Origin of the sequence: Sulfuriroseicoccus oceanibius, assembly GCF_010681825.2 — a bacterium.
GTDB lineage: Bacteria > Verrucomicrobiota > Verrucomicrobiia > Verrucomicrobiales > SLCJ01 > Sulfuriroseicoccus > Sulfuriroseicoccus oceanibius.
Window position 1 is genome coordinate 2,562,407 of sequence record NZ_CP066776.1, and the last position, 13,067, is coordinate 2,575,473.

9 protein-coding genes are annotated in these 13,067 nt (G+C 55.4%); all 9 read right to left on the minus strand.

From position 1 onward, the window contains the following. Nucleotides 1–39: 39 nt before the first annotated feature. Complete coding sequence (locus tag G3M56_RS10380; protein WP_164362240.1) at nucleotides 40–768, minus strand: prepilin-type N-terminal cleavage/methylation domain-containing protein; 729 nt, start codon at nucleotides 766–768, stop codon at nucleotides 40–42. A 48-nt stretch (nucleotides 769–816) separates the two neighbouring features. Next, complete coding sequence (locus G3M56_RS10385) at nucleotides 817–1,581, minus strand: pilus assembly FimT family protein (RefSeq protein ID WP_164362238.1); 765 nt, start codon at nucleotides 1,579–1,581, stop codon at nucleotides 817–819. A 754-nt stretch (nucleotides 1,582–2,335) separates the two neighbouring features. Then, complete coding sequence (locus G3M56_RS10390; RefSeq protein WP_164362235.1) at nucleotides 2,336–3,865, minus strand: sugar transferase; 1,530 nt, start codon at nucleotides 3,863–3,865, stop codon at nucleotides 2,336–2,338. Nucleotides 3,866–4,029: 164 nt separating this feature from the next. Continuing rightward, nucleotides 4,030–5,724 carry a hypothetical protein gene (locus G3M56_RS10395; protein ID WP_164362232.1) on the minus strand — a complete coding sequence of 565 codons (1,695 nt, stop codon included), beginning with the start codon at nucleotides 5,722–5,724 and terminating at the stop codon, nucleotides 4,030–4,032. A gap of 971 nt (nucleotides 5,725–6,695) precedes the next feature. Beyond that, nucleotides 6,696–8,414, minus strand: coding sequence for an exosortase U (xrtU, locus tag G3M56_RS10400; protein WP_164362230.1), 1,719 nt, complete (start codon nucleotides 8,412–8,414; stop codon nucleotides 6,696–6,698). A gap of 74 nt (nucleotides 8,415–8,488) precedes the next feature. Then, on the minus strand, nucleotides 8,489–8,848 hold the full coding sequence (locus G3M56_RS10405; protein ID WP_164362228.1) for a four helix bundle protein: 360 nt from the start codon (nucleotides 8,846–8,848) through the stop codon (nucleotides 8,489–8,491). Between the two features lie 53 nt (nucleotides 8,849–8,901). Then, nucleotides 8,902–10,425 carry a tetratricopeptide repeat protein gene (locus G3M56_RS10410; RefSeq protein WP_164362226.1) on the minus strand — a complete coding sequence of 508 codons (1,524 nt, stop codon included), beginning with the start codon at nucleotides 10,423–10,425 and terminating at the stop codon, nucleotides 8,902–8,904. A gap of 1,169 nt (nucleotides 10,426–11,594) precedes the next feature. Next, nucleotides 11,595–12,677, minus strand: coding sequence for an adenylyltransferase/cytidyltransferase family protein (locus G3M56_RS10415; protein ID WP_164362224.1), 1,083 nt, complete (start codon nucleotides 12,675–12,677; stop codon nucleotides 11,595–11,597). Between the two features lie 65 nt (nucleotides 12,678–12,742). Beyond that, on the minus strand, nucleotides 12,743–13,054 hold the full coding sequence (locus tag G3M56_RS10420) for a four helix bundle protein (RefSeq protein WP_327786990.1): 312 nt from the start codon (nucleotides 13,052–13,054) through the stop codon (nucleotides 12,743–12,745). Nucleotides 13,055–13,067 lie beyond the last annotated feature (13 nt).

Sequence of the window (13,067 nt, forward strand, 5' to 3'; positions counted from 1 at the left end):
GCGGTCATTCGCCATTGCGCAAGCTGTGCGGAATTGGGCCTATCGACGGAAGCCTGTGTTCAACCGGATGATCGGCGAAACTTCGTCCGCTGCGATTCCTTCGAGCAGCTCGGTCGGGCGGTTACCACCGAGCACCTGGTCGAGCGACTCCACCTCATAGTAGGAAATGCTCGCAGGCAGTGTCGCCTTGATGAAGTCGTCCGAGTCAGCAGCATTATCGAAAGACGCCTGTGCATCTTCAGGCACGGTTTCCAACAGGTCCCTCAACAATTCAATCTTAGCCAAATAGATCCTTCCCTCGGCCGCATCGAAGTAATCATCCGCATCCCCATTGTCTACCGCCGCCTGAGTGAACACACCAATCGCAGGCATGTAGTCCACACCAACGCGCTGGTCAGTCAAAATCCCCGCAGTATCAGGCCGAGCCCGCTTGTCCGATGGATTCAATTCCACCTCACCGTTGTTGATCGGGGCACGATAAAAGAACGCGTAGACGAGCCCGTCGCCCTTGAGGACCTTGAATGCCTTATCGAAGCCAGACTTGTACTCAGCCAGCTCGTTCGGACGAACCACGGTCATCTCAGCCTCAATCCCGCGTTGCAAGCGGTTCAGCTCATCCACAGCCACGATATCCTCAACATTTTTGGCTGCGGGTCCGAGTAGACCCACCACCGCCAACACCACGACCGCCACAATTGCCAAAGCAATCGCGACCTCAACCAAACTAAATCCCCCGTTTCTCTTCATCCGCTGCATGCTGATCTTCATCACTTGTTTGCTTCTGATTTGCTCAAAATTACTAATGCGACCTAGGTCCTAGTTCTTACCACCGGTCAATTCGGCCTGCTCGTAAGCCAGCTCCAGGCGCACGGGTTGGCCATTGGAACGCACGACCATCACGCCCTCCGCATATTTTACATTCGGCGTGGGAACAAAAAGCCCATTCCCTTGCCCACGGGCCAGATTGACAACCAAAATCGGATTTTCATTCAGCGGAGTCTCACTCACCACGCGACCATTGCCGTCAAACGCCAGCGAGATCCACGCACCGATATCGGAATACTCCTCCAATGCTTTACCAAAATACGGCGATTGCGCCGACACCCCACCTCCGGTCTTATTCCAGCTCGTCGCCACGCGGTCGTAAACCTTGGACGAGGAACCTTCTGTGAAAGCTGACGGCTTCAAGTAAGCCACACCACCAGGAAACGTGCTTGGCTCACCAAGCGGCTCCCACACCCACTGGTCCTTATTCGTTGGATCAGGCTTGGCCACCACGACCATCGCCATCCGCAGGTAGCGCTCCTCATCTGATTCCAGGTTCGCAATCAACAAGCGCGCCTCGGTGCCCCGGCCAACAGCAGCAGCGCGAGCCTGGCTCACCAATCCTCTCACTTGGTCACCAGAAACACGCACAGAACTCGATTCCGTACCGCTCTTCATCACACCCGCTCCCACTGCAAGCAAAATGGCGATGATCGAAATCACCACCAACATCTCAATCAACGTGAATCCAGCAGAACCACGCGCCGCGGCACGACGAGAAGTTCGAACACATTCAGGGGAAGCTGCAATCATCATCAAAAAATCTGGGTTTGAACCGGGAGAACGCCTAAATCAAAAAACGCCGCGATCTGCGGCGTACTTCGCCGTCACTCTTGCGCGACGGCATGCATCACAGCCGATCATCGGCACCTTGCCAAGCGGAAACATGGACGATTTTGCGCATTCATGGAAGCAAATACATTGTATGGACAAGACCACCCAAGCACAACCATCCATTCAAGCCCCAGATTCCGCATAATCAAAGGCGCGACGCCCGCACCACTCGTTACGTGACATCCATCCGTGATCGCCATGTTTCGGAGATCGCTGTGCCATTTACGCGAGCACGTCAGGACCGCCGGATTTCACCCGGCATCCCGCAGTCGCGGAACTACGCTGGAAGCGTAGCCTGCGGAGCGCAGCAACTTCTTTCAAGGATTCTCACGCAAAGCCCCAAAGATCGCAGAGCTTCTTCATGCGATGTCACCCCCGAGTTCCTTACATTCCGTAGTGGCTTTTTCTGATCCGCAGATGACGCCGACTCCGCAGATTTTGAATCACGTGAATCCAGGAGATCCCGTCTAAAAAGAACCTCCTACCACCCGCGCGCAGCGCGCTGACTTTCTTTGCGTCTTTGGGTCTCTGCGTGAGCCCCAATCCCGCCTAGAAAAGCTTTCGTGATCTTCGTGGATCTACACTTCTGCCCCCCACTGTGCTCTCGCAGCCCTCTGTGGTTCAGACCCCCAAATCCCGTGAATCACGCCCCCGCCGCTCAAAGCGCCATCCTCGATCACTGACCACGACCAAACAGCATCATGTACAACGTCTTGATCACAATGGTCATGTCCAGCACAGGTGAATAGCGCCGGACATAATAGAGATCGTAATAAAGCTTCTCCACCGTGTCCTCGTCACTTGCACCATAAGAATAATTCACCTGGGCCCATCCGGTGATACCTGGCTTCACGATGTGGCGGAAATGATAGTACGGGAAGCGTTGCTCATACCCCTTCACCAGTTCCACCCACTCAGGCCTTGGGCCAATCAAACTCAGATCCCCCTTGAGAACGTTCCAAAGCTGAGGCAATTCATCGAGACGAGATTTGCGCAGGAAGCCGCCCACCGCAGTGATGCGCGAATCCCCCTTCGCCGTATACTTCGCCCCTTTCTCTGAGCCCACCTTCATCGAGCGAAACTTATACAACTCGAAAGGTTGCTCCTGCTTTCCGACCCGCGTCTGCTTGAAGATAATCGGCCCCGGGCTGGTCAACTTCACCGCAATGGCAGTCACCAACATGATCGGCGAGGCCATCACCAACCCAAACAGCGACAGCGCGATGTCACTCAAACGCTTCACTCGGTCGTAAGTGATACTCCGACTCAAGCGGAATCCCTCGGACAATGCCCACTGCATCGACAACTCACTCGGTGGAATCATCATCAGCTTCTGAGACAAAAAGGTATCGTAAGTGAACACGCGAGCACCATTGAAATGGGCCGACACCAAAGATCTTGAGAAATCCGCCGGATATTCATCAATAGGCGAAGCCAGCACAAAGGCCTCTACGTACTTCCCGCGGATCGATGAATTGAACTTCACCAAGTCCAAGCCAGCCACCTCAGGCGAATGGGGGTCACCTTCGATCAGCCGCCGTCCCACGCGCTCATCCCCACTGTCGACCACGAACACTTCATGACCGGTCTCGTGTTGGCGCATTCTGCGGTACAGATCCTCCGCCTGCGCCCCGGAGCCAATAATGCAGTACGCATTGCCACGCTGTAGCGCCAACTTCAGCTTTGACAACACTGCGCGATACAAGATCGAGGAGGCAGGGAACGCTACCAGCGTCATCATAATCGTCGCACGCGATGTGTGCACATGCCCACCATAGCCGACAAAAGCAAACACTACAGCCATCACCGCGATGAACGCCCCAATCGAAACGATCAAGTGCTCACTAACAAACCTCAGGGAGGCCTTGTTCACCTGATAGTTGTACCCCCCCACCAAATAAACAGACACCACGCTCACCGCAGCAATCACGCCAAGCACGCGCCGGCTAAACAGTCCCAAAACCTCGACCGAAGCAGCCTGCCGCAACTCCATTGCGACCAAAAACAACACAAACAGAGCCACGAGGTCGATCGCCAACATCACGATTGGATACAACCGCATCGCCCACGCCCGCTTCCAATGCAGCGCTCGTTGAATCCGGCCATCACCGAATATCGTCCCAACCGTTCCTCTCAGCCCCGATTCGCCGGGATTCGACTGGTGCATGGCGCTCTGATTGTTCTGGGTGTTTTCAGCAGTGCTCATATTTTTTTAGGTTCCATTCGGTGTCCGCAGCATGGAGCCGCGGACAGCTACCATCGATTGTCTCCACCCGCTAGTGAAAACGCTGTTTGGTATGATACAGGTGAAATTTTCGTTACTTAGTCCGGTTCAGTTTGACTTTACCCTCCCTGCTGCCGGGCCTTTAGCTACTGACCGCCCTGCTGGATCTCACGAGCCAGGTCGCGTTTGCCATCGTTCCAATAAGCGAGCGCCAGCAACTGCCGCGCCGTTGCGCGCTGTTCCTCATCCCCGCGCTCCAACATTGGCTCCAAACGCTCGGCGGTCGCAGTCCACGCCCCCTGTTCCAACATGACCCGACAACGGGTCAGCTCAACATCCACAGGATCCACACCCTCTACCGAAGCCACCGCCTCGACCAAGCGCATCGCAAGATCCCCTACACTTCGAGCCGCCCCCATCATTACCTGGCCCTCAATGCCCCCCCCCTCGGATACCGCCGACTGCACAACCGCCACATTAAGCAAGCAATCTACCGCCCCTTCGTCATGGTCCTTCGCACGTTTGAAATGAAAACGAGCTCGCTCCAGCTCCTTCTCTTTAAATGCATCCAGACCAAGCAGAACGTGTGCAACCATTACTCCTCGCCCACTGACGAGAGCTTCCCGCACGTCAACCAAAGACACAGACCCCACAGGATTCAACACCGACGCACGGTAAACTGCATTCGCCACCAAGTCGGGCGACAGCCCCAGATCAAGCGCCAACTGCAGATAACCAACACCCATCTGGTTTCCGTCCCAACTCTGAGTCCGCAACAACATCCGCGCCGCATCCAGATAACTCCGACCGGCAAAAATCTTCACCGCTGCACTGCCGGGATTCCGCAACAAAGCAGCATCGAGAACCTGCTCGACCTCTTGCACCATCTTGAGCTTGGCGTCGAGTTCTGGAGCACCATCGCCCAGCAGCATCAGCGCCCCGACCCGCAACACGTCGGCCTCAAGAGGATTATCACTCAACGCCCCATTGTCGAGTAGCTCGATTGTCTTGCGAGCCTCCAGCGCTGCCATCGTCGGATACTCCAACACCAAGCGCGCGCGCCCCTTGAGAAGCGTGGCTCGTGGATGCGGCTCGTGCATTCCATCCACCAGTTCAAGCAAATCCCAAAAGCGTAAGTCCTTCGCATAGAGTTCCGCCAAGCTCAACCGCAGCCGGTCCGACTCCTCGGCCAATTCCTCCTTCTCAGCCAGAGCCAATGCCTGATTCATGTACTCAATCCCCTCTCGCACGGTCGACGCACGGTTCCCCTCCGCCAACATCTGCTGTGCCAACCATGCGTACGCACGATAGTACGGGAGCTCAAGAGTCAGACGCTGAATCAGCTCATCCCGTCGCGCCATATCGCCGCCCCGATCCGCTACCATCATTGCCTGATACAACAACTCTTTGTCGGAGCGGTATGGCTCTACTGAGGTCAGCTTGCTGAACAACATCCCAGCCGACTCCCAATCCTCTTGCATCATCGCGTCAAATGCTTGCCCGCGATACTTCAGATAGCGCTCCTCATCACTCAAGTTGCCGGACATGAACCACAGCGACGCCAACCCACCGATCATCGCCAATCCGATGGAGCCAACCAACATCTTCTTCCAGTCACGAGACTCCCACCAACTTCTGGCAAAACCTCGCACAAAGTTCACCGGCAATGCCAGCACGACCTTCGCACGCTCAACGACCCGTTTGAGCCCGGTCGGCACGCTATCGACCACTTTCCACACCAACCACAAAGGAAAACGCACCACCGTACTGACCGCCAGGTGCACGCGTTTACGACGTCGCTTGTACTCTTGATGAAGGGGATTCGAGTAAGGGTTTCTCATTGATCAGTTAAGGAAATTGGGAACAAGAAGTGGGAAATCCGTTTGGCAGGGCCGTGGCTTGAATTCGTAAACTGTCTTGCGCGCACTAGTCGAACTCAGCTCGACTCGTTGCGTACAACTGAGCCAAGCCGACTGTTCAAAGGAGCTGTGCGCGCATGGTGCTGACGTTTTTCGCCAGAATTTACAAGAGCAACATTGTTTTAATTCTGAGAATACTTGGGGCGCGTTAGCATCTCCTTTCTCACACCACAATGAAAATGAGCGACCTACGCTCGAGAAAATGAGAAATTGGAAATCTGAGATTTGACTCTTCCCCCCACACACAAAGACTTCTCATTCGATGTCACGAGTGAGCTCACCACCTCCCGTGCCGGCTTTAGGAGATCCGCAGTTTTCGTGGCTTGTGACGCTTTGACGCAAGCGTGAAGTGACGGTGTCTCTGCCGCAATCAGATCTTACCCGGAGACATAGAGGGGCTTTGATAGCCACGAAAAAGCACAATAAGCCACAACAGGGGCCCTTTGCTCTTTGATTCCTCTGTGCCCCCCCCCCTCAAATCATGCTCATCATGTAGATCCCGTCCAAAATGCCACTTACCTCTCGCGCGTAGCGCGCTGACTTCCTTTGGGGCTTTGGGTCTCCGCGTGAGCCCTTAGTCCTATCTAAAACGGCGGGAATCGCAGGTTTCGCTGATGACTCAGATTTTTAGTCGCGTCAACCCTGCAAATCCTATCCAAAAAAACTTCCGCCCTCACGCATGCCGCGCGCTGAGCCAAGGATCCTCAAGCAAAAACGTAGAGATTAGGACTTGAGGGCCACGACGAGGGCCAAAACGCCACAAGAAAGGCTCTGTGCTCGTTGTGTCCTCTGTGGTTCAAAAACTCAAATCATGTCTCTCATGTAAATCCTGTCTAGAGCCCCATCTCCCCCCCCGCCAGCTGACTAATTTCAAATGTCAGCTTTCCCATTTCTCAACTTCCCCTTCTTGCCTGCAGCCTGGCCCTCACCTGCATACGGAACTGATCGTACATCGCTTGAATCTCCAATTCCTCCTCTGGGCTCAACTGATCGCGCGAGCGCACCATCATCTGCGTTTGATAGAACGTACGTTCATCCTTACTCAACTCTGGACCAAAGGGCATCACCATCCTCCGAGGCTCAAGACGATAGATCACAGCCATCAGGTTAGTGGCATCCGGGCGAGGCTCCACAGGGATTCCGCTCTGGTCACAGTGACTACACAGAATATAGGCATTCTCCCCGCTTGGCACCACCATCCGGCTTTGCGATGCCTTCCAATCACCAGTCGAAGACAACTCACTGATCACTTTGTTCTCAGTCAGCAACCACCCAATGTTCCCGTAACAACGGTTCACATCGTGCCAGTTACTGAACGCATAGTCTACCGCCATCACGATGGTTCGGCGGTTGTACTTCAATGTCCAAACATCAGACCAACGTCCCCACACGCTTCCCATCGGGCGCTCGTTGCGCTTGTACGCCAGCACTTCCCACCCTGGGCGCTCAAACGACACCACCTCCTGCGGGAAGCGCATCAACTCCTCCTCACTCGCCATGCGGGTGTGCGCACCGACCTTCCGTGCATAGAACGCCACGACCATCTGCAAAGCCACGAGCCCGACCAGAACAAACGCAAAGCCCACTCGGAAGATCATCGACCTACGGGCACGACGCGCGCGCCCCACCTCACTGTCGTCACGAGTCTTGAAGAACCAGTGACCAGGTATTGAGAAACTAGTCAACCAGTTCCAAAACACTGGCAGAGGGTTGGTGACATGCCTACGGCGCCACATACGCACTGTCGGCACGTTCGGCACTTTTTGGGTTAATACCGAGAACAGAGCATCGGTGCTGTAGACCCCCAACGCACACACCACAAAAATCAACACAGCTGTGATTGAACCCGCTATTCCCTCTGTCAAATTAGCCTCAAAGCGCATGTATGCAACGGTCGTTACCACAACACTCAGCACATTAAGAACGCCCCCCCACAGCAAGCCGCTCAGCATCACAAGCAAAGTATGAAATGCTTTGCGCTGACGCCAGACACACACCATCGCCGACGCAGTCACCATCGCCATCAGCGCATACTGACCATTACAAATACCATCGAGCGGCAATTCAGCGCCCGGCAGTTCGAGCACACTCTCTTTCACCACGTGGAAATATCCGAGGAAGTCGAGAATGCGGCTCGCCACCTGGGTACTGGCGTGGTGCTGGAAGTTAACAATCAACAGATCGACTTGAGGCGGAAGACGTAACAGCAACAGCAACAACATCCACAGCCCAAGAAAACCAGGCACCTGGCGCTTCGCCGAAAGACTCAACGCCCCCGCCCCCAAGACAAAGATCCACCCCACGTGCGCAAACCAGAGAATCTTGTAAACCTCCGCCACAGCCACCAACAAACATGCCAGTCCAAAAGTAAAACCAATCAACCACGGCCGCGCCACACAATCAGACGCCTCAGCCCTCCGCCACCGCACCACAAACATTAAAACCACCGCCCCCAACACAAACGGCGCGAACGTCCAAATATAGGAAAACGTCGCCTTCAACCCCAAAAAGTGACGCCACACAATCGGCACAAATGCCAACAAGACCAGCGCAGGGAACCAAGCGGTTGAAAAAATGCGGCGAAGCCGGTCAGAAATAGGAACTTCAGACATATGAAATTTGAAATATTTAATCGGCGTGGCTGGACAAGGCATCTCATTACCGCACCTCTAAGCAAGCACTTTCCTTATACTTGCGTATTCTTAATCATCGTACTCATAATCGCGATGAGCTCATCGCCCTCGCCCTCTAGGTCACGTGCGGCAGCTACATCACCACCACACTCCTCTCTCAACAACTCGAGCCACAAGAGGGATTCATCTGCCTCCTGTAACGCCCCACCCAGCTTTGCAACGAACTCAGCATTGGATCTCGCGCGATTTGCTTCCCGCACATGCGCTGCAACCGAGGTTCCCGCTCGAAGCAACTGCTTGCTGCATACTCGAACTTCTTCGCGCCCCTTCGAGAGCGCCACATAATAACGCATCTCCCGTTTGGCGAACCATTTGGTTCGAGCCAAAAAATCATCGGACAGCCGAGCACTCATGCACTTCCCTTGCCCCCCCATCTCAGATTTCCCATTTCCCATTTCCCATTTCCTCACTCCGCCATTGCGCTGTGGCGTTTGGAGAGCGCCTCATCTCCAACCTTGGCATAAGCAGCCGCCAGCATTGAATGCAGCTCCTTCGGAACCACGCTACGGTCTAGCGCCTTTTCCAAGTCGCCAATCACGACATCCCACTTCTCAAGTTCAAAGGCAAGACGCCCGCGCAAGTCATAAGCCTCACCCAAAAGCACCTCGGGATCCTTCGCCAAGCGTACCGATTGATCAGCCAGCTCATAGGCCATCTCCGACTCGCCACGCGCCCTAGCATTCCGAGCCAATGACAAAAGCATCACGGCATTGTGAGGATCCGCATCCGCGGCTTCCTCAAAAAACTTCATCGCATCCTCTAGCTCACCACGATCCTGCGCCCACTCCCCTAAAAAGCGCTGCACAGATGCAAAAACAGCATCCGACACTCCCTCAGCTTCCACGCTTTCAGCAAATGCCTCGGTGACCGCTGGACGTACTTCTGGATTCTCAGTCGCAAACTGGCCCATCACCTCAACCAAAGTCCCCTCGGTTGGCAAATAGCGAAGCGCCGCACAAAGGTGTCGCGCCGCCGCCTTCACATCCGGCTCTAAATCATCGCCCACGCCCATCGCATCCAACGCTTTGGAGTACTCAAGAGCCATCATCATGCCGTCCCAAGCTTGATGAACGCCGGGATATCGACGCGTGTCATAGAAGTCCGTACGCATCTTCTGCAAAATCACTGCGCAGTTATCATACTTGCGCAGCATCAGTGCGGTTGCAGCATAGTCCAAACGTACATCCAGATCTCCCGGCTTCTGTAGTGTTTCGTTGCCTTGGATCGCAAACGAATGCCACCACTCCTGATACACCGGACCGTCTTCTGGCAGCATCCGGGCCACATGCACCAACGGAATCATCACTCCGGCCTGAGGCGACTGCGGACGAGTCGCCGCCTCCATCAGTACCAACGCTGCCTCCCCCGTGCGCCCACGCGCCAGAGCGATCTCTGCCATCCACAAGGCACCGGTCGCCTGCTTGGGCTCCAACGTATCAGCAGCACGAAAATGATCACGTGCTCGCTGAACCAACTCAGGTGCCATCGCCGCCAAATCATTACTGCGGAATGTCGACAGTATTGGCGATTGCCTCACCAGCATCGAGCGGTCGGTCACCACCGCCGGGCGAACTAAGTCCAAACCCAACCACAAATGAGCCGGCACATGTCCCACCGGCTCCACTCCTTCTGCCCGCGGCGGTGCGATCTCACGCAAGATCAAGCGAGCTTCGTCCAACTTCTTCTCATCTACCAATGCCAGAGCCTCAACATACCGAGCCTCAACTGGCACATCCCCGATCTGAGTCCGAGGACCGCGCTTCTGATCCGCGATCGACTCCGCAAACGCATCGTAGTCCTTCTCCTTCTCACCGACATTTTGGGCTACGGTCACCATGCCATAGATCAATCCACCCACCACTGCCACGCCCACGCCCCAGCGCAGACCGGTCATCAGCTGTCGCTTCTTCTTATGTGATAACTTCGCCATGAATAATCAAAAATTGTCTCCGCAAGCCGGAGCGTGCGGAGAATTAGTGTGTTCCTCTCAAATTGACAAGCCTAAATCGGAGATCAGTGATTCAAGAGCCAAGACAGACGACGAGGGCGCTCTTGACTCACCACCTCCCCTAGTGGCTTCGAGTTATCCGCAGATTGCGCCGATTGTGATAATTTCTACGGAAGCACATTCGGACCGCCGGATTTCACCTGGCCACTGCCCCCCGGAGCGCAGCGACCACTCTCATTGGGTTCTCACGCAGAGTCGCAAAGACCCAGAGGCTTATCATGCGATGTCACCCGCGAGCACCTTACATGCCGTAGTCGCTTTCTTCTATCCGCAGATCTCGCAGATTGTGATGATTGAACACAAGTGTGGAGTGACGGTGTCCTCACCGTCGCCGGTCCTCCCGCGCGCAGCGCCTAACTTCCTTTGGCGTCTTGGGGGCTTTGCGTGAGCCCACTCCCTCTTCCCTCCGTGCGCATCGCGCTGACGTCATTGCAGCTTTCCTAGCTCTTGAGCATGTGCTGCTGCGCCGGATCTCTAATGCAACCTCAAGAGTGAGGCTGCTCTACCCTCAATCGTTTTCGTAGCCTTTTGTGCTCATTGAGGACATCACCTCCGCGTCTCAGTATGAACCATCAATCACGTGAATCATGTCAATCCTGTCTAAAAACAGCGCGATCCGCAGATTTCGCAGATTGTTATAATTTCTACGCAAGCGTGGAGTGACGGTGTCCCCACAGTCGACAATCACACCGGAACGCAGCGAGCTCTAATTGGGGTTCTCACGCAAAGCCCCAAAGAGCCCAAAGCCCCCCTTCTCCAAACACCTTCGTGACCTCAGTGCCTTTTCGTGGTTCCAATCCCATGAATCATATCAACACTGTCTAAAAAACCTCTTCCCCCCCCGCGCGTAGCGCGCTGACTTCCTTTGCGTCTCAGCGTCTCTGCGTGAGCCCCTAATCCCGCAAATCCTGTCTAAGATAGAGTCATCCGCAGATTGCGCCGATTGTTATGATTTCTACGCAAGCGTGTTTGGACCAGCTCCCTGCAAAACCTCTGCGTCTCTGCGTGAGCCTCCCTCCTCCTCCCGCGCGCAGCGCGCTGACCTCATTTCCAATTTCAGCTTTCAAATTTCCTCCCTCCTCTTCCCGTCCTCACCGGCAATACGGCTCAATAGCAATCATCGCGTCACCAGTATCGGTCACCGCAGCATCCCTCGCAGCGCGCGACGTAAAGAGATAGAGCGCATAGCCCCCATGCCCACCGCCACAATACTTGCTCGCGATTGCCCCATCAACTTCGCCTAGCTCCTCCATGCCCTCGCCCAGTTGCACCGCATAGGACAAACTGACAGCTTCCGCCAACTGCTCAATCGACTCATCAAGCACCGCCTGACGCGCTACCGCTGCCGCACGTTCGATTGCCGCGTAATCGCGCTCCTGATCCGCAACCCCTGGTGTATCATGCTCGTGCCCAGTCCACAGCAAGGCCATCCGGCCCTTGAGCATTTCCCCATTGCGCTTGAAATCCAACACCGGGCGCTGACCGCTGCGCCACACACACACACCGGTTTCACGGATCACCGCCGGGTCCTGCCACCCCACACCAAGCGCGAGCTCGCCAGTGACACCATCTTCGCCGTTCAACAACGCCCAGGCACCACTGCCACCAAGACCAGAGCGCTTGCGATAACCCCAATCACGCAAACTCACCATCGGCGAAATCGCACAGTTGACCACATAGGCACCCTCCCTGGCATAGCGCGGCACATCCAACCATCCGCCCGCGAAGTCCACCCGCAGCGGCGACTCCGTCGGCGCTTTCACCCACTTCACAATCCCGGAGGTCGAAACCGGCGCAAACCGCGGCGGAGTCTTCGGCAGCACGTGATAAGTAGCCCCAACCTCCGCGCACAACGCACGCTTCACATCCTCATACTGATCGTCCTCGGTGACCACCAGCATGTCGGGCTTGGCCTCCAAGAACCACGACTTGAAGTCCAACCCCAGATCGTGATCCGACCCGACGATCACTTCATCAATCATCCGCAGGCCCTCTAGCACCACCTTCTTGTGCTCGTCAGGGATCGACGACCGACGCTGCTTGTGGTGCCACAACACCTCCTCAGAGGCAAAGCTCACCGTCAGATGATCCCCCAGTGCCCGGGCCTCTTCAAAAAACTGAAGATGCCCAGCGTGCAAGATGTCATAGCAGCCTGATACGAAAATGCGCTTCATCGGTAAGGTACGGCAGTTAGGAAGTCTTGCAGTCCAGAATTCTCGAGTCGCGATCGACTAGAGCGTCACATCGTTTTGAGGTATTTGATGAGCCCTGCGGTGGTGTTCTTTACTTCGCCACACATCGCATAACAGCGGTCGAACACCTCGCGATCAACATACCCCAGATCCAGCGCCGCGTAGAGGTGACTCTGCACCTCACCAGCCGAGCGATAGCTGTATCGAAGAAAGCGAGCGAACTCGACATCGCTCCCCGAATCGAAGCCCTCCACAATGTTAGGCATTGTCGAGCCAGCCGCCCTGCGAATCTGATCAGCCAACGCCCAGTCCCTCGAAAACGGAGCCTCAGCGTTCTTGCTTTCTGCCAAGCAATGCAATCTTTGAACTTTT

Coding starts and splice junctions, on each gene's coding strand:
- G3M56_RS10380 (WP_164362240.1), bottom strand. CDS start 768: ATGAAGATCAGCATGCAGCGGATGAAGAGAAACGGGGGATTTAGTTTG.
- G3M56_RS10385 (WP_164362238.1), bottom strand. CDS start 1,581: ATGATGATTGCAGCTTCCCCTGAATGTGTTCGAACTTCTCGTCGTGCC.
- G3M56_RS10390 (WP_164362235.1), bottom strand. CDS start 3,865: ATGAGCACTGCTGAAAACACCCAGAACAATCAGAGCGCCATGCACCAG.
- G3M56_RS10395 (WP_164362232.1), bottom strand. CDS start 5,724: ATGAGAAACCCTTACTCGAATCCCCTTCATCAAGAGTACAAGCGACGT.
- xrtU (WP_164362230.1), bottom strand. CDS start 8,414: ATGTCTGAAGTTCCTATTTCTGACCGGCTTCGCCGCATTTTTTCAACC.
- G3M56_RS10405 (WP_164362228.1), bottom strand. CDS start 8,848: ATGAGTGCTCGGCTGTCCGATGATTTTTTGGCTCGAACCAAATGGTTC.
- G3M56_RS10410 (WP_164362226.1), bottom strand. CDS start 10,425: ATGGCGAAGTTATCACATAAGAAGAAGCGACAGCTGATGACCGGTCTG.
- G3M56_RS10415 (WP_164362224.1), bottom strand. CDS start 12,677: ATGAAGCGCATTTTCGTATCAGGCTGCTATGACATCTTGCACGCTGGG.